This window comes from Leisingera sp. M527, assembly GCF_025141525.1.
Lineage (GTDB): Bacteria > Pseudomonadota > Alphaproteobacteria > Rhodobacterales > Rhodobacteraceae > Leisingera.
Genome location: NZ_CP081037.1, coordinates 3,639,719 through 3,662,500 on the forward strand (window position 1 = coordinate 3,639,719; position 22,782 = coordinate 3,662,500).

Genomic DNA, 22,782 nt, shown 5'->3' on the forward strand with positions numbered 1-22,782 from the left:
CGGGAAGCGATGCATGAGCAGAAATTACCGCAAGCGTGTTCAGGAAAACCACAGCAACAAGGATGGTTGACGCAAAGGTGCGTATCAACCGACCGAAGTCACTCCTGAACCCAGTAACTGCCATAGCGTGGCACATAATGAAAATTTTCTTTGGCGCAACCCCTTCCGGTGCGAAATGAAGACCATCAGGTTCCCTGGTCCTAAGCGGGTATTACCGGAGTAATGCATTGAGCGCGTTGTCTCCCAAGCCTGGACAGCAGCTTCCCTGCGCATCATTTGGGCTCTCCTCAGCCTTTCTTTTCTTAGAAGCACTGATGATCGCTCTCTGCTCAGAAAGACCGCAAAGGTGCAGAACGTTTTGTGGCGAACTGACAAAAGCGCACCCGGTTCGCAAATGTATCAAAACGTATCCTTGAGTTGGAGACCCGCACTGGCTAGCTAGATAGAGCGAAAGCAAACGGAGCTGTTTTGATGCGCTCAAAAGCGGGAAAATTGTGGGCATCATTGACGCTGGCGTTGTTGCTGGTGCTGTCCGCGCTTTTCGCGCCCCTGACTGCAGAAGTAGAAAGTCAGGCAGAGGCTGCTCCTGTTGCCCAGCATGAAACGGCAGACGGGCACAGCCATTCCTACCCCGGCCTATGCCACAAGGCTGCGGCCTGTGAGGTGCCGGTTGCACTGCAGCCCTGGCAGCAAGTTTCCATCACAGAAAAAGCAGGAAAGCTGACGGTCGTCCTGAATGATTCCGGCTTGGCTTCTGTGGTGCCCGAAGCGCACCTTCCACCTCCCAAAACGTGATCCTAAGCACCTGAGACCACTGCTTGCCATTCCCTTCGCTTGAGGACTGCAGCAGCGTGCAATTGCACCGTTCTATGAGTGAATGCTGCTTCGGCTGATTCCGGCGCGTAAAAAACTGCGATTGCGGATGCCTGCAGGGGCCAACTGATCAACATCTCAACAGACCAAAGGATTGACGATGCCACCCATCGCACCTTGGCGCACGGCCATTGCCGGTGCCGCACTTGCCCTGTCCGCCGCCGCCGCGGCCCAGGCCGGGACCTATGACATCTCTGTGGACAAGATCCGCATCAACGCCGGGGACTTCCGCAAGTCCGGTGTCGGCTACAACAACAGCCAGACCCCGACGATCCTGCGCTTAAAGGAAGGCGAAGAGGTCACGTTCAATGTGACCAACAACTTGCGCGAAAACACCTCCATTCACTGGCACGGGCTGATCCTTCCGTTCGATCAGGACGGGGTGCCGAAGATCAGTTTTAACGGCATCAAGCCGGGCCAAACCTTCACCTACAAGTTCCCGATTGTGCAGGCAGGCACCTACTGGTTCCACAGCCATTCCGGCTTCCAGGAACCGGACGGGGCCTATGGCGCCATCGTCATCGAACCGAAGCGCGGCGAGACAGTACAGACAGACCGCGACTATGTAGTACAGCTGACCGACACCCACCCGCACCGCGGCAAGCGGATCATGCGGAATCTCAAGATGTCGGCGGACTACTACAACCGCTCGCAGCGCACCCTGCTGGACCTGATCCAGGATTCCGGCAGCATGGGGCTGAAAGCGGCGCTGGAAGACCGCAAGATGTGGGGCCGGATGCGGATGATGCCCACCGACATTGAGGACGTTCAGGGCTTTGCTCCGATGATCAATGGCCAGAGCACCGCGCAGAACTGGACTGGCCTGTTTAAGCCAGGCGAGAAAGTCCGGCTGCGGCTGATCAACTCGTCTGCGATGGCCTATTTCGATGTGCGGATTCCCGGTCTGAAAATGACCGTGGTGCAGGCAGACGGCAATGACGTGAAGCCGGTCGCAGTGGATGAGCTCCGTATCGCGGTGGCTGAGACCTATGACGTGATTGTACAGCCTCGGGAAAACCGGCCCTACAGCATTGTCGCAGAATCCATGGGCCGCACCGCGATGGTGCGCGGCACCCTGGCGCCGCGCGAGGGGCTGGCCGGACCGGTCCCCGAAATGCGCCCCAAGCCGCGGCTAACTATGGCCGATATGGCCGGCATGATGGGTGACATGGGCATGGAAGGCCATGTGATGCGCAGCGACACCGGCATGTCGGACAGTGTCATGATGATGCCGGGCATGGATCACAGCCAGCACCAGATGTCGGTCGCCTCTGACAGCCCGTCCATGGCTGGAATGGACCATAGCCAGCACAAAATGAGCGGGGCCAAGACATCCAAAAGCGGCGCGATGGCCGGGATGAACCACAACGGGCATCAGATGGTGATGGCCGGCGAACAGGAAGGCTTTTATGCGGCAGGCAGCGGGCTGACCCCCAGCGCGGCAAACGGCGGAAAATTCCTGTCCTATAATGACCTAAGCGCCCGACGGCCGCTCTATAGGGACCGTCCGGCGACACGCGAGATCGAGCTGCGCCTCACTGGCAATATGGAGCGCTACATCTGGTCGATCAACGGCAAGAAACTCTCGGAGGCCGAGCCGCTGCGGCTGAAGTACGGCGAACGGGTCCGGTTCAAATTCGTCAATGAAACCATGATGGCCCACCCGATGCACCTGCACGGTATGTGGACGATCCTGGATACCGGTAAAGGCCGCAGGGATCCCATCAAGCACACCGTCAGCATCGCGCCGGGCACCACCGTCTACACCGAAACCGAAGTCGATGCGACTGGCCAGTGGGCCTTCCACTGCCACCTCTCCTACCACGCCGACGCGGGCATGTTCCGCAAAGTAATCGTCGAAGGCGGCCCGGCTTGACCCTGCAAGATCAGAAAGAGACGCAAACATGAGCAAAACACGCAACGCGGCCTTTGCCGCGGCCGGCGCGGCGGCACTTTGGTCCGCCCCTGCCGGAGCAGAGCAGCTGATCTACGGCTTTCAGGCAGAGCAGCTGGAATACCGGAAAAGCGACGGCGCGGACACGTTCGTCTGGGATTTCGACGCCCTGATCGGCAACGATGAGCTGAAGCTTGTCTGGCGCAGTGAAGGCGAGCGGATTCAGGGCGCAGGCGGGTTCGAGGCCCTGGAAAACCAACTGCGGCTGCAGTTCCCGGTTTCCACCTTCTTTGATGCGGTGGCCGGGGTGCAAGCCAGCATGCCGGACGGTCTTCCGGACCGCTACAATGCGGTTCTGGGCCTCAAAGGGCTGGCGCCGCAGTGGTTCGAAATCGACGCCGACCTGTACCTCTCGGACAACTCATTCTTCCGGTTCGAGGGCGAGTATGAGGCTGCGCTGACCAACCGCCTGATCCTGACTCCGAACCTCGAGCTGACAGTGCCGCTGCAGGATGATCCAGCCTACGATCAAGCGGCTGGCGGCGCCACGGTCGAAGCCGGGCTTCGGCTGAGCTACGATCTGATCGACCGGGCGGTCTCTCCCTACATCGGCGTCAACTACGAGGAATCCTTTGGCGGCACGGCGGGTCTGCTGCGCGCCAGCGGTGAAGAGAACGGTGTATTCTCGGTCGTCTTCGGGACCCGCCTGATGTTCTGAAGCTACTGCGCCCGGCCGGGACAGCCCGGCCAGGTGCATCCCCTTTCCGCCATAGTTCAGGTGGCGGAAGGGCAATTCCCCCTCTCTAGATCAAGGAGATACCAATGAAGAAGCTTTTCCTTTCCGCGGCGCTGGCCGCCCTGGCCAGCACCCCTGTTCTGGCCGGTGTATCAGGCCACGGCGACGGCCATGGCGCCCATGGCAGCCATGGCGAACAGATGGCGGCCGGCATGCCGGGGAACCGCAGCAAGGTCAACCGCACAGTGAAAGTGATTATGAAGGAAACCGACGACGGCGAGATGATCTTCACGCCCTCTGCCATGGAGTTCAAGCAGGGCGAAACCATCCGCTTTATGGTGGTAAATAAAGGCGAACTGGACCACGAATTCGTCCTGGACACGCCGGAGCGCAACGCCATGCACAAGCAGGCCATGTCGGAGCAGATGGAAATGCACAACACGCCGAACGCCGTCACCCTGGCCCCCGGCAAGCGCGGCGAAATCATCTGGAACTTCAGCAATGGCGGAACATTCGAATTCGCCTGCCTGATCCCGGGCCACTATGAATCCGGCATGTATGGAAAAGTCGCTATAGAGTAACACTCCCGGGCGCCATATCACTCACGAAAATGCAGCTGGCGCCCCACTGCGCGGTAAATCTTTTGATTTGCCGCGCCTTTTCTTTCCTTTTGCCGACTGTGTTCAATGCCCGCCGAGCAATCTTTTCTAGAACTCTTCTCCTTCGTCCATGGCGTCGCGAATTGGCTGGGCTTCAGACTTAATGAAGCCTCGCCGGAATGGCTGCATCCAGCAATGCATCTGGTTCTACTGCTGGCCCCGGCACTGCTGGCAGTCTCTGCGGCTGCGCTGCTCGGCCGGGCGCTCCATTTGCGGCTCGCGCGTTCCTCCGCCAGCCTTGCGAACTCGATGACCGTGTCCGTCGCCGGTCTTGACCGGAACCTAGTTACCCACATTGTCCGGACCACGCGCCGGCATCAGTTTTCCCTGATGCTTCTGAGCCTGTCTTTGTTGCCTGTTTTGTATCTATCGTTGGAACTGCCCAAGCAAATCGTAAATAACGTATTGAGCAAATCGCACGCACCTCTGAGACTGTTGGGATATGATCTGACTGCTACACAGCATCTGGCAGTTCTAAGCGGTGTTTTTCTGCTGACAATCACGCTGAACGGTGTCGGGAAGTACCTGCTGAATGTGCTGAAAGGGCGGCTTGCCGAACGCTGTCTCAGACGTCTCCGGCTGCTCATCTATTGTCGTTGGCGCAAACAAGCCGGCCGCCCGCGAAAAAGCGAGCTTCCGCAAATTTTGGGACAGGAAGCAGAGCCGATTGGCGGCTTTGCAGCGGATCTGGTTGCGCTTCCGGTGACCCAGGGCGGAACGTTGCTTACAATCCTGCTGTTCATGTTCATTCAGGATCCGATCCTGGGTGCTGCGGCACTGACTGTTCTGCCGCTGCAACTGTTTCTGCTGCCTTATTTGCAGCGGATCGTAAATCGGCTGAGCCGGGAACGTATTCAGGAGATGCGGAGACTTACCCGCGGTCTAATGGAACAGCTGAACCCTGAACAGGACCGCCCCAGAGATGTGCTGCTTACAATGGCCTCGTTGCGGCAGTTGGAGGCGATCCGCAGGCGGATCAACCGGGTGAAGTTCTTTGCCAAGGCGTTGAACAATTTCCTGACCGCGCTGACGCCGTTCCTCTTTTATTCGCTAGGCGGGTACTTTGTGCTTGAGGAACGCATCACTCTGGGCGCTCTGATCGCAGTGTTGGCAGCGCATAAGGATTTCTCAGCTCCGCTGAAAGAGCTGTTCCGCTTTTACCAGCAGCTCGAAGATACCCGGATACGCTACAAGGAGATCCTGGGGTTTCTGTTGGAACCGCAGCAAGCGGATTTAGAGTCTGCAGTGAAAAACTGACATCCAGCAGCGCTGCTGCCCAGCCTTCTGGCAGAAAAAGCTATGCTGGCAAGTCCGTCCGATCTCAGTGGATCCCGTTTGCGCGTTGCAGCTCTCGCACGTAGCGTGTCACCAGGTTGACTTCGCCATCAGTCACCCCGGGCACTGGCGGCATGTTTCCGAACCGCCAGTGATGTGCTCGAACGCCGTTTTTGGCAGCCAGCAGGAATGCGGTATCGGAGTGGTGGCTTGGCTCATAGATCTTGTGAACTAGCGGTGGGGCAACCCCTTCCTGACCAGCGGCGTTTTCGCCATGGCAAGATGCGCATTTGGCTTCAAAGATGTGTTTTCCGATCTGCGCGTTTTCAGAAAGGGTCTCGGGCAGCTTCACCTCAACAATAGCTACGCCCTCCAATATGGCTTCCGCTGCTCCCGGCTTCTGCTCTGTTGGTCGGGAAACGCCCCACATGGCAAATCCGCCGACGGCAATCACTGCTATTGCAAGTAAAAGGCCCGTTCTGTTCATGTCTTCCCCATCCAATTGTCAAAGTCGCCACCGTTGCGGGAGCTGTCCTGGCGGCCACTAGGTTTGCGGCCTTCCAGCGCAGGAAGGTCAACGCCTGTACGGCCCGTGATTTGTATCGGTATGTATCCGAATTTGGCCGGTCTCACTGCCCAAGCGGCAGCTTCAGCACGGCGCAGAGACCGCCCTCTGGCTGGTTGTGCAATGTGAGGCTGCCGGCATGCGCACGCAGGATGGTGCGGGCAATCGACAACCCCAGCCCGTGTCCGCCGGTTTCAAGCGAGCGAGAGTCTTCCAATCGCGTGAAGGGATCGAATACACGCTCCAAGTCAGTTTCTGGAATACCCGGTCCTGGGTCCGACACAGTGACTACCGCGCCACCGTCCTGTAATCGATATTCAACCTGCGCCGCGCCGCCATACCTCAACGCGTTTTCAATCACATTGCGCAGAGCCCTTCGCGTGGCGCTCTGCCGCAGGCAGATCTGGACGGGATCCCCAGGCAGCAGTTCAAAACCGTTCAGCATGTCGTTTCGTAAAGCCTGGAGAAAACTGCCCAGCTCGCAGTCTTCAGGCTTCTCTGCGTCTGCCAGGCCACGGGCAAAGGAGAGTGTTGATTCGACCATGCTCTGCATCTCCCCGATAAGGGATATCATGCTACTGCGGGTTTCATCGTCTTCCACAAACTCTGCCCGCACCCGCATGGCTGTCAGCGGCGAGCGCAGGTCGTGGCCTAAGGCGGCAAGCATCCGGGTGCGCTCGGCGACCAGGCTGGTTATTCGATGCTGCATTCTGTTGAACGCATGGATGAGCTCTTGTATCTCCAGGGGCCCGTCTGCGGGAAGCGGTTCAGTAGCTTCCTCACCCCCCAGGTTTTCAGCCGCTGAGGAAAGCATGCGCAGTGGAGCCGTGACACGGGTCAGCACAAACAGAAAAATTGCAGCCAGGATGAAGCCTGCGCTGAGGGCAAAAGTGATCGTCGGCTGTAAGGACCATTGCAGCGGTGGCCGCTCGAACAATGTCGCTGCGTTCAGCCATTGGCCATCGCTCAGCGCAATTGACAGGTTCAATTCAATTGCCAGCATCTGGCCGCGCATCATTTCCCGATGGATCTCAGCCATCTCTGGTTCCAGATAGGGAAGTGGCAGTCCAGCACTATCAGTCTCGTGCAGTTCAGCCCGGATCTCCCGGCTGGTGTCTCCGCCCAGAAGTGCGCGAACCCGTGCCTCGGCAGCACCATCAGTGTCATGTGAGGTGTGCGTTACGGCCGGGCCATCGCTCAGTTCGAAACGCACCAGGGGAGAATTGGCAGCCCGGATTATCGAGGGATGGAGGGACGGGGGGGCTTCTTCAATCAGCCTTGCGACATTGGCTGCTCTGCCGGCTGCTTCGGTGCTCATTGCAGCCCGGATCGCTAAGCTGCGTTCCCCAGACAAGAAAAACAGGCTTACGGCTTGTGCGGCGGCCAGCGCCAGCACGACCAAAAGCACTAACTGCGACCGTAACCTGCGCGGAACAAAACTCATTGATCCAAAACTTCGATATCCACGGACAGGCAGTATCCGCCATTGCGAACCGTGGTAATCAGGCGCGGGCGCAAGGGATCACTCTCAATCTTGCGGCGGAGGCGGCTGATCTGATTGTCAATTGCCCGATCCATTGGCGCCGCTGCACGGCCAGCGGTCAGATCCATCAACTGATCGCGGCTCAGTACCAGGCGGTTTCGCTCTAGCAGCGCGACTAGCAGCTTGAATTCGGAGCCGGTCAACGCCGTTTCTTGTCCTGCGCTGTCGAGGATCACCCGCCTGTCGCTATCCAAAACCCATTGCCCGAACTTCACACGTTTTCCTGCCAAGCGGCCTGCGGGTGGTTCTTCCTTTGCTGTACGGCGCAGGATGGCCCGGATGCGGGCCAACAGCTCGCGCGGGTTAAAGGGTTTGGCCAAGTAGTCGTCTGCACCGGTTTCCAGCCCGGTGATCCGGTCGTGCTCCTCGCTCAAGGCGGTCAACAGCAGCACGGGAAATTGCCCTTCTTCAGACAAGCGTTTGCAAACGGACAGCCCGTCCTCACCTGGCATCATCACATCCAGAACAACCAGATCGAAGCTTCCGGAGGCGAGCATCGCATCCATTTCTTCGGCGTCTTTGGCGGCGGAGGACCTCATGCCGTTTTTCTCCAGGTAACGTGTGACCGCAGACCGGATTTCACGGTGATCGTCGACCACCAGAATATGGGGGGTGTTGCTCATACTTGTTTGAAATATACCAACACTGCGGCAAGGTTCGAAAGAGATTTGTCGCGAAGTGTATCAGAGGCAGCTTCGCTAGCTTGCCTGTTTGCGCAGTAATGAAAACACTCAGCAGCGAGCGAGCAGTGTGAGGTTATCTACCTTGCAGAAGAGCTTTCCTGCTTATCTGCGAGTGCATTAACTTAAGGCCCCACATGAACGAGCCGTATTGTCCGGCAGAGTAAATTGCGACGGTCGGCCGCTTGACCCGGATGGGTAGGAAAGGCATCGTTGCCTGTGTCCGTGAACTTAGCCACGAAAACGGGATAAACTGAGCAGTGCGCCTCTTTGCCAGACTGGAAATTGGTTATTTGTTGCTGGCTGCGGGTCTACTCGTCGCAGTTATCTTCCTGTGTGCAAGCCAGGCCAATGCACACGGGGCTGGCGGCGGAGCGCATATCGCTGTCACTGTTCAGGACATTGATCAAGAACAGGCGGGCAGTGGCCATACTGAACACTGTCATGGCAGTTCGCTCTGTGGTGGTTTTGCTGTTCTCATAGGCAATTGCCTTTCAATGCGGCCAAGCATGCAGATCTCTCGTCATGATATGCCGCTGGCCTTATTGAGGCCGTTTACGATCACTGGCTTTGATCCGCCGCCTCCCCGTTACCTTTCCTGAACACTGATCCTGCGCCTTCAAAGCGCAATCTCAAACTATTTCAGGAAAACAAGATGACACTTTCCAAACTGGTTTCCGGCGCCGCATTGGCGTCGCTCATTGCTGTAGCTGCTCATGCCCATAGCGGTGCAACAGGCGTCGTAAAGGAACGGATGGATGGCATGGGAGTTATGAAAGACAGCATGAAAGTGCTGGCTCCGATGATGCAGGGAAAAACGGCCTATGATGCAGCCGCAGTCCGCAGAGAGGCCAAAAAAATCGGAACCCATGCGGGTGATGTCCTGACGGCGCTCTTTCCGAAGGGCTCAAATGGGCATCCATCTGAAGCCAAGGCTGAAATATGGACGTATTGGGAAGGTTTCGTCGATCTCGCGGAAAGACTGCAGACTTATTCTGATGGTCTGGCGTCGGCGGCGGAGAACGGGTTGATGATGTCAAAAGCCCAAGGGACGGGCATGATGTCCAACAGCACAATGATGGGATCATCCCATATGGGTTCCGGAAGCATGATGGGGGGCGGTATGGTGGCGGGCGGCGCAATGATGGGCGGCAGTCCAGGCGCTGAGGCCCTGTCCCAGATGCCTGCCGACGGTGTGTTCATGATGCTGAGCCAAACCTGTTCAGCGTGCCATACCCGTTTCCGTGAGGAGTGAGGCCGTGACATGAAGCGCATGTTACGTTTTGCCCTTGGCACCGTAGTTGCTGCGCCGGCAGCTCTCGCCGCAGTGGTCGCTTGGCCTATCGGCGAGCCGCTGAGCGAGCTTAACCTCGAGGGAGATGTGAACCGGGGAGCCTATCTGGCCAGAGCGTCTGGCTGTATCGCTTGCCACACCGACTTTTCTAAAGGCGGAGCACCTTTGGCGGGAGGAGTAAAACTCGAAACTCCATTCGGTACTCTGTACTCGCCCAACCTCACATCGGACAGCGAACATGGACTCGGCAGCTGGACGGTTGAAGAATTTGCACTGGCTGTCCGCCAGGGTGTTTCTCCTGACGGACAGCCTTATTATCCGGCCTTCACCTACCCGTTTTATAGAAACTTCACGGATCAGGACATTGCTGATCTCTGGGCCGCTTTTCAGACGGTTTCGGCCGTGGCCCAGCCGTCCAGGCAACAAGAGATGGTATTTCCGTTCAACCAGCGATGGGGGCTGAAGCTTTGGCGCGCAGCGTTTCTTGAACCTCCAAGAACGGAACCTGTCCCTGGGAACGGTGATATTTGGAATCGCGGGCGGCTTTTGGTTGAGGGGGCCGCGCATTGTGCGGCGTGCCACACCGGGCGCAATTTGGCCGGAGCCCGGAAAACAGACACAGAGCACTTCAAGGGCAGTGATGCCCTGCCTGGCGGCGGGAAAGCTCCGGCCATAGACCACTTGTCGCTTCAGAAACGCGGCTGGACCGTCGACAGCCTGGCCTACGCACTGCGTACTGGCGTGATGCCGGATGGCGACGCATTTGGCGGAACGATGGGGGAGGTTGTTCTCTATGGAACCGCCTTTCTGACCGACAAGGACCGCAAGGCAATGGCGGCCTACCTCCTTGATGACCATTCAGGTGGTTGAGGAACTTACCGAAAAGCAGGTCTAGCATGCAAAAGAAGGATGGTATGAACCTCAATCGTCGGCAGGCCGCAGTGTCTCAGGTTAAATTAGAAATGCTTTAGTTGTAAAACTTCAGACTTGATCTGACGGACAGCTCAGTTTTCTGTGCTGAGAACGGGTTGCTGGCTGTCCGATGTCCCACTCCTGAATGATCGGCTTTCAAAAACCGCTCTGGCGACATCGGCTGCAACGCGGCGATAAGTGCGCCGCACCTGCGAGGGAATGCTGCGTCAGCAATAGCCGCGTGAGCAAAAGACGGCATTGTCCCGCACAGCAAACCTTGGCTTTTCACGCAGCAAAAGTCAGCAATCGGCCCTATTTCGGTCCGCTGTCTATCCCACCAAGCGTGATCCTCGACAGCCGCGCTGCATCTTCCGGTTCCCATTTCTGACGCAGGCCGCGGACATAATCCGCGTCACTCTTCAGCTTTTGCCGTTCCTTGGCGAGGACGCGTTTCACGGTCCTCGCCACCAGTTGAGCAATGCGCGTGACCATCCGCATTGCTGGACGGATTTCTTTCAGCTTTTCATCCCGCGCGCCTTTGGTATCCGGAGCGGAAACGCCCCATACCAGCCGTGGTTTCTGGTCCGGGGATGGCTCCTGCCAGCAAATCGCCCCATCAGCAACCAGATCCAATCCGCTTTCAATCGCATCCGTGATGACCTCTGCCTCCGCAGCCTTCAACCGGACCTTTTCTTCTGCCTCCTGCAGCCTCTTCTCCTCAGCCAGCCGGGCAGCCCGGGCCTCAGCAGCCGCTTTCTCTTCCTGGCCGCGGAGCTGAACCATCTGCCGCAGCTGAGCGGCCAGATCAGATTTCTCCGCCTTCGCGGCGTTCAGCACCTGCTCGGCCTGTTGCCTTTCTTGGATAACCCGCGCGCGTTCTTCCTCTTCGGCCTTCCGCGCTGCCGTCTCGGCCCGGTACTTTTCTTCAGCTTCTTCTGCCCTTGCCTCATACCCCTTAACCCTCGGCTCCAATGCCCCGACCTCAGCCACAATTTTCTCTTTCAGAGCATTCGCGGCGTCAGCCGCTTTTTCAAACTGCACAGCCTGGGCCTCCGCCGCATCGCGGCGGCGGATCATCTTTGCAGTTTCCCGCGCGGTCCGTTGTTTGCGGGCCCGCGCCTCTTTCACCGCGCGCTTGCGCGACTTTTTGACCGTGGCCTTGGCCAGGTCCCGGCCGTTTTCAACGGCCGCCTTTGCCTCATCCAGGGCATCGCCCAGGATGCGTTTTTTCTCTGCCTGCGCCTTGAGGCGCTCCTCGGCACGCCACTTTGACGGCGGCACATGCTGCCGCCGCTCGGGCAGAGGTTTTCCCTCTGCCCGAGCCTGGCGCCGGGCTTCGGCACGGCGCTCCCCCCTGGTGATCCCGATTGTCTCGAAGGCCTCTCCGGCAAGATCCTGGGCATGCTCATAGCTTTTGATGAGCGGGTTCTCAGATGCCTGCAGCAGGATCTGATGCCCGCGGTTGGCGGATGGCTTCTCGGTCCAAACTGCCACGACAAAGTGGATATGGTAAGCCTCCTCATCGACGTGGGCACTTGCGTAGCGCAGCTGACCATTTGGAAAGTTTTCACGGAGGAACAACATGGCGGTTTTGCGGAAAGCAGAGACACGTTCCGGATCCCATTCAGAGAGCCCTGCGCCGCCGAACCAGTCTTTGTTGACAGTAAATATGCCTTCGCGCAGCGGGCCCCTGCTGCAGGACCGCCAGGGGTCTGCAGGCCCTTCCGCCTCCAGCTTCCTGGCATCCTTCATGCGTGATTTAGCTCTGAGGGCACGCAAATGCTCCTCGTGATTGTGACGGCGCATCTCAGCAATTTCGCCGCGTATCTGCTGCTGCCAGCCCGGCCCGCCGGCCAGCACCTGGTTCAGCCGCGACAGCTCCTGGTCGACATGATCCAGGTCGCCGCCGCCGCGCTTGTCATGCATCTTGAACTTGCCGAGGCCCTGCGGAAACAAGCCTGCAAAGCGCAGCACAACCGGTGCCTCATCAAGAATTACGGGCTGGGCTTGGGTGAACTTGGGCTGTAGGGTCATCTTGCTGCTCGGATCTGCTTCTCTGATCCGAGTCTCCGCGAAGACGAAGAAAATCCCGATAGGCTTATTTTTGTTTTTGTGAGGCTTGTACTCACTAGGCAAGTTGCAATCCAGGGCTGGGCCCCGGAATTGCAACTTACCAGTTCGCGAGGGGGATACCCCCTTCGATCCCCTCCTCGTCAGCTTGTTTCAGGCCTTCGCCATCAAAAGCTTCCTGCGGCCAGCAGCCTGCTGGACCCGCCCTGCCGGGGGCCTGGGATGACTTATTGTTTTCCGATAATCTGGAAGGGGTGAAGATTTACACTGACAGCAATTGCTATTCGTCGACTTCAATTCCGCGATCCTGGCACCATTGCTTCAACATCCGCCGGATCATAGCAGGCCGTGTCGGAAGATCGTCTTGCTCGCGGCGCTGGTTATCAATGACTTCAATCATCCCACGCGCCAATCGGAGATTGACCGCTTCGGTATCCACCGCCGGGCGTCCTCGCGCTTTTTTTGACATGTCTGACAATCTCGTATTGATTTTTGGTTTTATGGTACCATATATTACAGGTGCAGCAAGGCTCCTACCCCTTGCCGCACCCTAACCAAAACCGATCTCGCGAGAGGAGACCGACTATGGCTGATATTTGCCGTATCATGCGCATGGGCACAGAAAAAGGCTTGTGGCCTGCAAACGAAGCAGATGATGGTTCCACCTTCATCACCCGCACCTTCGACACGCTGACCAAAGCAGTGGATGAAGCCCTCGAACTGGAGCGTGATCTGTCGCACGCTCTTTCGTGGGATCCCGCATCCACCGGTATCCAAGAGGCCGCCGAAGCCAAGTGGCAGGATTGCCTTAAACTCAGCGGCGACATCCTGACGGCACAGGTGGTCAGTGCCGAAGATTTGCCAATGCAGCGCATGAGCATGCTGCTGCATTTCCTCATCGAGTCCACGGGGCCGGAAGAGGCTCTCAGATTTCAGCAGCTGTTCCATGAGAACCAGGAGCTGTTCACCGTCGAAGATGGTGATTGTCAGGCCCTACTGCAGACCGGCGCGCGCCAGATGAACGCACTCGTCGAACTCTCCTTAGCGGCTGAAGCGCAGAACTTTCTGCCCAACTAAGCCACCATCCCAGCATTCTTCTGACCCCGGCCCGCGGCGGACACGCCGCTGCGCCCGGCTCAGCCATGCCAATTCTGAAGTTTCAGCAAGCGCCAGTCCCGGCGCCTGCTCTGCCCAATTATGCCATGCGGAGGCTGCCATGCCCCACTCAACCTGCGAACATTTCCCGCGAACGGTCCATCCCCACTGGCGCGCCGCCGCCAGCGCAAAAGGTTTCAAAATCGTCCAGCGCATCAAGGACCGCTATCACCTGCTCCTATCCTGCCACACCTGCCGACGGGCACATGCCAGCAAGATCTTTGTTCTCATGAACAGCCAGCCACAGTGCCCGCACTGCATTCAAGACCGGTGGCGGGACGATGCCGCGGCAGCCGGCCTGAACTGGGCCGGCCGCGACCCGGAAGACCGTCACTATGCCCACTATATCGCCCCCTGCGGCCATAACTTGCGCCGGCAATTTGAGATGGTGAAGCGGGCAGCCGAAGGCCTGTGCAGTGTACGGTGCGAGATTTGCCACGCTGACAAAGAACAGGCCGAAGCAGAAGAACGGGGGTGGCACCTGATCGGAGAAGACACAGGTGGCAACCAGAATTACCGTCTGTACCAGCATCAGGCCTGCGGCCATGTTCAGCGGATTGCCCGTGCCAACATGCAGACTGGCCGGTTTCAATGCAGCAACTGCGGCGAGGGCTGGAGCAGTGCGCCAAGCTTTCTCTACGTCATGCAGCTCAAACTCGCCAATGGCGCCAAGCTGATCAAACTCGGCTACAGCCGCGATCCCGTCTCCCGCCTCTACCACCAACTTCTGAGGACAAAGGAGACGGAGGCGCAGGTCCTGCGGACAGTTCCCATCAGCTCCGGCCACACAGCTGTGCAAATTGAGAAAGGCCTGCATGCGCGGCTGAAGGCAGAGCACCCCGACAGCGTCGCGCCGCCAGACCTCTACGCAGAAGAGCTGAGCGTCAAAAGCGAGGTCTACTTCGCCGATGCGACCCAGGTGATCTTCGCGATGCTCGACGCCATCCGAGCGGAAGAAGACACCTAAGCGCCCCCCTCCCCTTCAATTTCCGACCTGTTTTCCGCCCGGCACCGCTGGGCGCCCGATCCCTTTTGCCTGTTCACAGGAGGCTTGCCATGAACCAATCCAACCACTCCCCCGCGCGCCCCGATTGGTGGAAGTTCGCTGAAGACTGCGCCCGCCGCTATCATCTCTACTACGAAGAGCTGCAGCAGACGCGGCGCAAGACACTCAAAGAAGACGCGCCAGCCGACGGTGCCGACACCGAGGAGCCGCTTGTGTCCACGCCCCAGGAACAGCCCCATTCTTTGCTGCAGCATCTGAGCGAGCACCCGAACGCGCGGCATCTGCCGCCAGAACTCTGGGAACACCTGGAGCAGGAAGGCGCCGACCCATTTGCCTGCGATGAGACAGGTCGCTGGCTGCCGCACACAGACCTCCCGGCAGACAAGCTGCTTCTGCTGCTGCGGATCGCCGCGGCCTTCGGCTCCCCGGCTGCAGTGGACGCGCAGCTTTCCCGTGGCGCAGTTCTGATCCTCCGCAACATTCCTGCTTTCGGGTTTTCAAGCGTGGAAAATCTCCTCAACCACGCCCTGCTGCCGCCGGGCTGGCAGGCCTATGACGCCCGGCGCCAGGTGCAGCTGCCTCAGCGCGTGACCCTCGCTGTCCCCAGCGTCCGAGATGGCGCGATTGACCAGGGTCACTTTGATGACCTGCAGGATCTGATCATCAAAGGCCTGGCGCACAGCCAGCCTTTGTGGATCTGCTTGCCGGATGAGATGGCGCTGCCGGCGCCGCTGGTGGCGGAGCACTGCCATCAGCTGGCATTGCCGCAAGTGGACGCAGATTTTCTGATCGCCCTGCTGCGTCAGACGCACAGCCGGACGGGCCGCATTGATGAAGCCGCCGCCCGCGCCGCCCTGCCCCCGAACGGCCAGTTGCAAGAGCTCTCCACCCCCGCACTCTCTTTTGCCCTGCGCGCGCCCACAGCGAAGAAGATGGCGCAGCGCCTGTCCCAGGCACTTACCGCCCCGGCAACGCCGGAACCCGAAGCCGGAACACCACCAAGAGAGATCACCGGCATCGGCCCGTCCTATGACACCGCCCGGCAACTGGTTGCAGACCTGCGGCTCTGGGCCGAAGGCGACGTGGCCTGGAATGAGATCCCGCACTCCTTGCTGCTTTTTGGCCTGCCGGGCACCGGCAAAAGTTATCTGGCCAGGGCAATGGGAGGAAGCGCCGAGGTTAACTGCATCGAGACCAGCTGCGCTGAATGGCAGGCCAACGGTCACTTGGGTAACCTCCTGCTTGCGATGCGAAGAAGCTTCGATGAAGCCCGGAAGAATGCGCCCTGTATCCTTTTCTTGGATGAGATTGACGCGATCGGTTCCCGCGACAGTGCCAGCGACAACAGTGCCAGCTACAGGCGCCAAGTGGTTGCTGGCTTTTTGGAGCAGATGGACCGCATCAGCCGGGATGCAGGGATCATGGTGGTTGGTGCCTGCAACCACCCGCAGCACATCGACCCCGCGGTGCTGAGAGCCGGGCGGTTTGACATCAAGATCGAGATGCCGCTGCCAAGCATGGCGATGCTGCAGCACCTCCTTGCTGAGCGGCTGCAGGACGCAGTCCAAGAGGAGGATTTGCAGCAGCTGGCACGGGAATGCATTGGAAAGACCGCTGCCGACGTGGACGCCGCGGTGCGCTCAGCCCGCAGTGAAGCCGGGCACAGCGGCTGCCCACTCGATCTGCAGCTTCTGCGCCGCCATTTGCAAGTCATGGCGCAGGAGGAAAACCACGGCCTGCTTTACCGCATCGCAGTGCATGAGTCTGGCCACGCCATCGCCGCCTGGATCTTCGCTGAGACGATCACGCAGATCAGCCTGTCTCCTTCAGGCGGCACAATTGAGCGGGATGTTCCCCCGAACGCGGGGCTGGACACAGACTTTGAATGCCAGCTGTATATCCACCTCGCAGGGCGGGCGGCGGAGCGGCTCATCTTCGGGACTGTGTCCGCGGGCGCTGGCGGCAGCGCCACGTCCGACCTCGGAAAAGCAGCTCGGATGGTCCTGGCGATGGATTTTGAACTGGGTTTAGGGACCTTCGGCAACGGCTGGTTCGGACCGCAGGATCCGGCGCAGCTGGCGGAACCCGACCGCAAACGCCTGCGTGAGAAGCTCGACTACGCGGAGGACCACGCGCGCGCACTGCTGTACCCCCATCAGCAGCTGCTGCAGGACATGGCTGCAGACTTGGTGCAAAAACGAGAGTTCGATGCCAAAACGGTCCGGTCCTGGCTGCGTGATGTGCCACGCAAAAATGGTCCAGAGCAGGTCCTGGACCAGTAGATGCGCCCGCCAAACAAGCCGCCCAGCCACCGGATTTGCACAAAGCTTATGTGCAAACTTCCGAGGTGCAGGCTTGAGTTGGTCCAAAATCCGGATAATTCCCTTCCGGAAATACTTTGTCCCAAAGCCCCGCCGGAGCGGTCTATGCCCCGCATCCCTGCCCAGCTCCCTCTGCAGAGGGAAAGTTCCGTATTTCTAGGCCCTTATCTACAATTTCCGTCTCCGCAGGGTTACAACCCGGGTCGCTCCAACCCAATCCGGCGCAGTAAACTGTCTCCATCAGCACACGCGGGCGGCCACCGCCCACCGGAGACAGGAGACCTCGGCCAATGGCACGGGACCGGAAGAGACATGCCGAATGCCAGCAGGCGCCGGAAACACCCGGCCGCCCGCAAAACGGCTCCTGCCGGCAGGACGCCAGCACCCGCGCGTCACTTCACGAACTCCTGCGCGCCCTCGCCCGCGAGGCAGCCCGCACCGACCACCGGGACGGCAATTCTCCCGGTTAACATCAAACCACCGGAGAACACCGCCATGTCCCAGCCCAGGCTCAGAGCAGCCATCTACGCCCGCTACTCGACAGACCTGCAACGCGACGCCTCTGTCGAGGACCAGATCCGCGACTGCACCGATTACGCCAAGGCCCAGGGGCTGGAGGTAGTGGCCACCTATTCCGACCGCGCCATCTCCGGCGCCAGCCTTATGCGCAGCGGCATGCAGGCCCTGCTCCGCGATGCGCGCGGCGGCACCTTCGATGTGGTTATCTCGGAAGCCCTCGACCGTCTAAGCCGCAACCAGGCCGACATTGCCCACATCTACCAGGAATTTTGCTTCAACGGCCTCCCGATCGAGACCGTGGCGGACGGGCTGATTTCGGAGATCCATATCGGGCTGAAGGGGACGATGAATGCGCTCCAGCTCAAGGACATCGCGATGAAGACTCACCGCGGTCTCAAAGGGCGCGCACTGGAGGGCAAATCCGCGGGCGGCAAAGCTTACGGATACCGCATGAAGCCGCAACTCACGAGCAATGGCGACGTGATCCGCGGCGAGCGCGAGATCCACCCGGAAGAGGCAGATGTCGTGCGCCGGATCTGCGCGGACTACGCCAGTGGCCTGTCGCCGAAGAAGATCGCCGAAGCGCTCAACAAGGAGCGCGTGCCTGCCCCATCCGGCCGCCACTGGGGTGCCTCCACCATTCACGGCAACCGCCAGCGCGGGACCGGCATCCTGAACAATGAGCTCTACATCGGCCGGCAGGTCTGGAACCGGCTGCGCTACGTGAAGGATCCGCAAACGGGCAAGCGCATCTCGCGGCTGAACCCGGAAAGCGAGTGGACGATCACCGACGTTCCGCAGTTGCGGATCGTCGAACAGGATCTCTGGGATGCGGTCCGGGCCCGCCAGGGCGAACTGAAGACCGCGGGCACCAATGTGCCGGTCTGGGACCGGCGCCGCCCCAAGACCTTGTTTTCCGGCCTGATGGCCTGCGGCTGCTGCGGCGGCGGCTTTGCCAAGATTTCGAAGGACAGCTTCGGCTGCTCCCCGGCAAGGAACAAGGGCGCCGCGGTCTGCAGCAACAAGCGCACGATCAAACAGGCTGATCTGGAAGCCCGAGTTCTGGATGCGCTGGCGAACCACCTAATGGATCCGGACGCGGTGCAGATCTTCTGCGAAGAATACACTGCCGAGCGCAACCGGCTGAAGGCGGCAGCCGCCGGGAACCGCAAGGAAAAGGAACAGGCGCTCGCCCGTGCCAAGCGCGACCACCAAAAGCTGGTGGATGCAATCATCGCAGGCATTCCCGCAGATCAGGTGAAGGACCGGATGATCGAGCTCGACACGCGGCGCCAGCAACTGGAACGGGAGCTGGAGCATACCCCTGCCCCGGACACGGTGGTGTTTCACCCGTCGATGGCGGAAGCCTACCGCGAACGGGTGTCGCGGCTGATCACGACCCTTGGCTCCACCGAAAGCATGGAAGAGGCCAAGGAGGCGCTTCGGGCGCTGGTGGAGCGGATTGTGCTGACGCCGGCGACGGAAGGCACCGGCCTGGATCTGACGCTGGAGGGGGATCTGGCGGGGCTGCTGCGGCTGGCGGCGGGTGCGGGAGGTCCGAACACGAAGAAGGCCCCGGGCGTGCCGCCTGAAGCCTTTGATATGTCTTGTGAATTAGTGTTGGTTGCGGGAGCAGGATTTGAACCTGCGACCTTCAGGTTATGAGCCTGACGAGCTACCTGGCTGCTCCATCCCGCGTCAGGTTTTTTTGAGACCGTATTGAGAGATATTTGGATTTTACTAGGTTTGGCGGTGACCTACTCTCCCAGGGCTTGAGCCCAAGTACCATCGGCGCGACAGTGCTTAACTTCCGGGTTCGGGAAGGGACCGGGTGTTTCACTTGTGCTGTAGCCACCAAACCGAGAAAAATCCAAATACCGAAGGCATTTGGATTTTTCTCGTGTGGCGGTCGGCAGCGTATTTACGAAGTAAATGCGCGAGAGACCGCACCTGAGTTATGTCACGGGGACATTGCCAAATGCGTTCGGCTGCAATCAACGTTGTCCAAGCGTTTGTATTATGGGATGTGTTTGCTTGTTTGGTTTTTCCGTAACACTGTCTGTTACTGGATCAAATCAAGCCTATCGGGCGATTAGTACCGGTCAACTGAATGCATTGCTGCACTTACATCTCCGGCCTATCGGCGTGGTGGTCTTCCACGGCCCTCAGGGATACCTTGTTTTGAGGGGGGCTTCCCGCTTAGATGCCTTCAGCGGTTATCCTGTCCGAACATAGCTACCCTGCACTGCTGCTGGCGCAACAACAGGTCCACCAGTGGTTCGTTCACCCCGGTCCTCTCGTACTAGGGGCAACTCCTCTCAAGTATCCTACACCCACGGCAGATAGGGACCGAACTGTCTCACGACGTTCTAAACCCAGCTCACGTACCTCTTTAAACGGCGAACAGCCGTACCCTTGGGACCTGCTCCAGCCCCAGGATGAGATGAGCCGACATCGAGGTGCCAAACACTGCCGTCGATATGGACTCTTGGGCAGTATCAGCCTGTTATCCCCGGCGTACCTTTTATCCGTTGAGCGATGGCCCTTCCACTCGGGACCACCGGATCACTATGGCCGACTTTCGTCTCTGCTCGACTTGTCAGTCTCGCAGTCAGGCTGGCTTCTGCCATTGCACTCAACGAGCGATTTCCGACCGCTCTGAGCCAACCTTCGCGCGCCTCCGTTACTCTTTAGGAGGCGACCGCCCCAGTCAAACTACCCGCCACGCAGGGTCCCGGATCCGGATAACGGACCGCGGTTAGATATCAAGAGTGCGAAGGGTGGTATCTCAAGGGAGGCTCCACCGCGACTTGCGTCACGGTTTCGATGCCTACCACCTATCCTGCACATCACAATCCTGATACCAGTGCGAAGCTGTAGTAAAGGTGCACGGGGTCTTTCCGTCTAACCGCGGGAAGCCTGCATCTTGACAGGCAATTCAATTTCGCTGAGTCGATGTTGGAGACAGCGGGGAAGTCGTTACGCCATTCGTGCAGGTCGGAACTTACCCGACAAGGAATTTCGCTACCTTAGGACCGTTATAGTTACGGCCGCCGTTTACCTGGGCTTCAATTCGGAGCTCTCACCCCTCCTTTTAACCTTCAGGCACCGGGCAGGCGTCAGACCCTATACGTCGTCTTGCGACTTCGCAGAGCCCTGTGTTTTTAATAAACAGTCGCCACCCCCTGGTTTGTGCCCCCGGATTCCACTTGCGTAGGACCCGGGCCTCCTTCTCGCGAACTTACGGAGGTATTTTGCCGAGTTCCTTCAACATCGTTCTCTCAAGCGCCTTGGTATTCTCTACCTGTCCACCTGTGTCGGTTTAGGGTACGGTCTGATGGAGGGCTATTTCCAGGGACTGATCAGCAGCCCATTCAATCCGATAAGGATGAACTACCTTCACAATCCGTCACATCCTCCTGGCCCACGAATATTAACGTGGTTCCCATCGCCTACGCCTTTCGGCCTCGGCTTAGGGGCCGGCTTACCCTGCTCAGATTAGCTTTAAGCAGGAACCCTTGGACTTTCGGCGAGAGTGTCTCTCACACTCTTTGTCGCTACTCATGTCATCATTCTCACTAGTGATCTCTCCACGGGATCCCTCACAGGCCCGCTTCATCGAAAGCTCCTTGCGTCCAATTCTTCCCGCAGGAAGATAAGGACGCATGGAACTATGTCACACTACGCTCTGCTACCATGCACTATGTGCATCCTCGGCTTCGGCTCATGGCTTGAGCCCCGTTACATCTTCGCCGCAAGACATCTTGATTAGACCAGTGAGCTGTTACGCTATCTTTAAAGGATGGCTGCTTCTAAGCCAACCTCCTGGTTGTTTTGGACGTCTCACCTGCTTTCCCACTTAGCCATGAATTGGGGGCCTTAGCCGGAGGTCAGGGTTGTTTCCCTCTCCACGACGGACGTTAGCATCCGCCGTGTGTCTGCCATCTAGTACTCCCGGGTATTCGGAGTTTGGTTAGGATCAGTAAGCCTGTGGGGCCCCATTACCCATCCAGTGCTCTACCCCCCGGGGTATTCGGATGACGCTCTACCTAAATAGATTTCGCAGAGAACCAGCTATCTCCGAGTTTGATTGGCCTTTCACCCCTAGGCACAGCTCATCCCGATCCTTTTCAACGGATGTGGGTTCGGTCCTCCAGTGCGTGTTACCGCACCTTCAACCTGGCCATGCCTAGATCACTCGGTTTCGGGTCTGATCCCACAAACTCATTCGCCCTATTAAGACTCGCTTTCGCTGCGCCTACACCTAACGGTTTAAGCTTGCTTGTGAGACCAAGTCGATGACCCATTATACAAAAGGTACGCTGTCAGCCCTCAAGGGGCCTCCAACTGATTGTAGGCGTTCGGTTTCAGGTACTGTTTCACTCCCCTCGCCGGGGTGCTTTTCACCTTTCCCTCACGGTACTGGTTCGCTATCGGTCAGTAAGGAGTACTTAGCCTTCGGAGGTGGTCCTCCGATCTTCAGACAGAATTTCACGTGTTCCGCCCTACTTAATACGTCCCTCAGAGCTTAGAATACGGGGCTGTCACCCGCTATGGCCATGCTTCCCAACATGTTCTTCTCACTCATCAGGCTCGGCTGGTCCGCGTTCGCTCGCCGCTACTAACGGAGTCTCTATTGATGTCCTTTCCTCCGGGTACTTAGATGTTTCAGTTCCCCGGGTTTGCTCTTATAAACCTATGTATTCAGTCTATAAGTACCTGGTTAAGCCCATTATAAGCAGCCATCCGGAATGAACCGGCGGCTATTATAACAAACTTTCAGGTGGGTTCCCCCATTCAGAGATCTTGGGATCAAAGCCTATTCCCGGCTCCCCCAAGCTTATCGCAGGGTATCACGTCTTTCATCGCCTCTTACTGCCAAGGCATCCACCAAACGCCCTTCTCGCGCTTGATTTGATCCAGAAAAAGAGAGTGTTCTAAAACACGCTCAGCTGCGGAAGCTGGTAAGAAACCGCAGCATGTTTTCCTGAACCAAAAAGCAAACTATCCCGCTCCCGGCCACAATTGCGACCAGGAACTTATTGCATGATCGTGCGATCATGCGGGTTCAAATCCTTGCGGATATTGAACCGGGTTAGTGTACTTGACTTGGACAACACTGTCTTTTCATTCAGGCAGACTTCAGGACGTCTGAGGAAACATGACGTATTCTGAAGCTCGCATCCCGTCCCGAAGGGCGGTCAGCACCTGACTGAGGTCAATCCCACACTCGGGCGACCAACAGTCTTGTTGATTGTATCTCTCTTTACGATGTCAATT

Annotated in this window: 18 protein-coding genes, 1 tRNA gene, 2 rRNA genes and 1 pseudogene; 13 read left to right on the top strand and 9 right to left on the bottom strand. The window is 58.5% G+C overall.

Annotated elements, in window-relative coordinates; genetic code table 11:
- Positions 1-471 precede the first annotated feature (471 nt).
- The 5 genes from K3555_RS18000 to K3555_RS18020 all read left to right on the top strand — a co-directional run bounded on the left by K3555_RS18000 (position 472) and on the right by K3555_RS18020 (position 5,419).
- A complete protein-coding gene (locus K3555_RS18000; RefSeq protein ID WP_260006511.1) occupies positions 472-795 on the top strand; it encodes a hypothetical protein in 324 nt (107 codons plus the stop codon).
- Between the two features lie 178 nt (positions 796-973).
- On the top strand, positions 974-2,749 hold the full coding sequence (locus K3555_RS18005; RefSeq protein WP_260006512.1) for a copper resistance system multicopper oxidase: 1,776 nt from the start codon (positions 974-976) through the stop codon (positions 2,747-2,749).
- A gap of 28 nt (positions 2,750-2,777) precedes the next feature.
- On the top strand, positions 2,778-3,485 hold the full coding sequence (locus K3555_RS18010) for a copper resistance protein B (RefSeq protein WP_260006513.1): 708 nt from the start codon (positions 2,778-2,780) through the stop codon (positions 3,483-3,485).
- A gap of 104 nt (positions 3,486-3,589) precedes the next feature.
- Entirely contained in the window at positions 3,590-4,084 is a 495-nt protein-coding gene (locus K3555_RS18015; RefSeq protein WP_260006514.1) for a cupredoxin family protein, read from the top strand.
- Between the two features lie 105 nt (positions 4,085-4,189).
- Complete coding sequence (locus K3555_RS18020; protein WP_260006515.1) at positions 4,190-5,419, top strand: ABC transporter transmembrane domain-containing protein; 1,230 nt, start codon at positions 4,190-4,192, stop codon at positions 5,417-5,419.
- Positions 5,420-5,483: 64 nt separating this feature from the next.
- Here the strand turns inward: K3555_RS18020 and K3555_RS18025 are convergent, their stop codons facing one another.
- The 3 genes from K3555_RS18025 to K3555_RS18035 all read right to left on the bottom strand — a co-directional run bounded on the left by K3555_RS18025 (position 5,484) and on the right by K3555_RS18035 (position 8,168).
- A complete protein-coding gene (locus tag K3555_RS18025; protein WP_260006516.1) occupies positions 5,484-5,924 on the bottom strand; it encodes a cytochrome c in 441 nt (146 codons plus the stop codon).
- A gap of 142 nt (positions 5,925-6,066) precedes the next feature.
- Positions 6,067-7,446: an ATP-binding protein gene (locus K3555_RS18030; RefSeq protein WP_260006517.1), complete on the bottom strand. Its 1,380-nt coding sequence runs from the start codon at positions 7,444-7,446 to the stop codon at positions 6,067-6,069.
- A complete protein-coding gene (locus K3555_RS18035) occupies positions 7,443-8,168 on the bottom strand; it encodes a response regulator (RefSeq protein WP_260006518.1) in 726 nt (241 codons plus the stop codon). Before K3555_RS18035 ends, K3555_RS18030 begins: the two co-directional genes overlap by 4 nt.
- A gap of 317 nt (positions 8,169-8,485) precedes the next feature.
- On the opposite strand from K3555_RS18035, the gene K3555_RS18040 reads away from it, so the two are divergent.
- From K3555_RS18040 to K3555_RS18050, 3 genes are read left to right on the top strand one after another with little or no spacing between them, the layout of a single operon-like run.
- Positions 8,486-8,827, top strand: coding sequence for a hypothetical protein (locus K3555_RS18040; protein WP_260006519.1), 342 nt, complete (start codon positions 8,486-8,488; stop codon positions 8,825-8,827).
- 53 nt (positions 8,828-8,880) lie between these two features.
- Positions 8,881-9,480 carry a cytochrome c gene (locus tag K3555_RS18045; protein ID WP_260006520.1) on the top strand — a complete coding sequence of 200 codons (600 nt, stop codon included), beginning with the start codon at positions 8,881-8,883 and terminating at the stop codon, positions 9,478-9,480.
- Positions 9,481-9,489: 9 nt separating this feature from the next.
- Complete coding sequence (locus K3555_RS18050; protein WP_260006521.1) at positions 9,490-10,389, top strand: cytochrome c; 900 nt, start codon at positions 9,490-9,492, stop codon at positions 10,387-10,389.
- Positions 10,390-10,743: 354 nt separating this feature from the next.
- Here the strand turns inward: K3555_RS18050 and K3555_RS18055 are convergent, their stop codons facing one another.
- Complete coding sequence (locus K3555_RS18055) at positions 10,744-12,465, bottom strand: plasmid recombination protein (protein WP_260006341.1); 1,722 nt, start codon at positions 12,463-12,465, stop codon at positions 10,744-10,746.
- 316 nt (positions 12,466-12,781) lie between these two features.
- Entirely contained in the window at positions 12,782-12,940 is a 159-nt protein-coding gene (locus K3555_RS18060) for a hypothetical protein (RefSeq protein WP_167738125.1), read from the bottom strand.
- Between the two features lie 146 nt (positions 12,941-13,086).
- Between K3555_RS18060 and K3555_RS18065 the strand changes: the two genes are divergently transcribed.
- The 5 genes and pseudogenes from K3555_RS18065 to K3555_RS24835 all read left to right on the top strand — a co-directional run.
- A complete protein-coding gene (locus tag K3555_RS18065) occupies positions 13,087-13,578 on the top strand; it encodes a hypothetical protein (protein WP_260006342.1) in 492 nt (163 codons plus the stop codon).
- Positions 13,579-13,885: 307 nt separating this feature from the next.
- Positions 13,886-14,623 carry a GIY-YIG nuclease family protein gene (locus K3555_RS18070; RefSeq protein WP_260006343.1) on the top strand — a complete coding sequence of 246 codons (738 nt, stop codon included), beginning with the start codon at positions 13,886-13,888 and terminating at the stop codon, positions 14,621-14,623.
- An 89-nt stretch (positions 14,624-14,712) separates the two neighbouring features.
- Positions 14,713-16,944 carry an AAA family ATPase gene (locus tag K3555_RS18075; protein WP_260006522.1) on the top strand — a complete coding sequence of 744 codons (2,232 nt, stop codon included), beginning with the start codon at positions 14,713-14,715 and terminating at the stop codon, positions 16,942-16,944.
- A 329-nt stretch (positions 16,945-17,273) separates the two neighbouring features.
- Positions 17,274-17,453: a hypothetical protein gene (locus K3555_RS18080; protein WP_260006523.1), complete on the top strand. Its 180-nt coding sequence runs from the start codon at positions 17,274-17,276 to the stop codon at positions 17,451-17,453.
- 25 nt (positions 17,454-17,478) lie between these two features.
- Positions 17,479-18,516, top strand: a pseudogene (locus tag K3555_RS24835) (recombinase family protein); the annotation flags it as partial.
- Positions 18,517-18,585: 69 nt separating this feature from the next.
- Here the strand turns inward: K3555_RS24835 and K3555_RS24840 are convergent.
- The 4 genes from K3555_RS24840 to K3555_RS18100 all read right to left on the bottom strand — a co-directional run bounded on the left by K3555_RS24840 (position 18,586) and on the right by K3555_RS18100 (position 22,417).
- Positions 18,586-18,822, bottom strand: a complete 237-nt coding sequence (locus tag K3555_RS24840; protein ID WP_311199996.1) for a hypothetical protein — start codon at positions 18,820-18,822, stop codon at positions 18,586-18,588.
- A gap of 301 nt (positions 18,823-19,123) precedes the next feature.
- A tRNA-Met gene (locus K3555_RS18090) sits at positions 19,124-19,200 on the bottom strand.
- 46 nt (positions 19,201-19,246) lie between these two features.
- Positions 19,247-19,361, bottom strand: a 5S ribosomal RNA gene (gene rrf / locus K3555_RS18095).
- Between the two features lie 212 nt (positions 19,362-19,573).
- Positions 19,574-22,417: ribosomal RNA gene (locus K3555_RS18100) — 23S ribosomal RNA — on the bottom strand.
- Positions 22,418-22,782 lie beyond the last annotated feature (365 nt).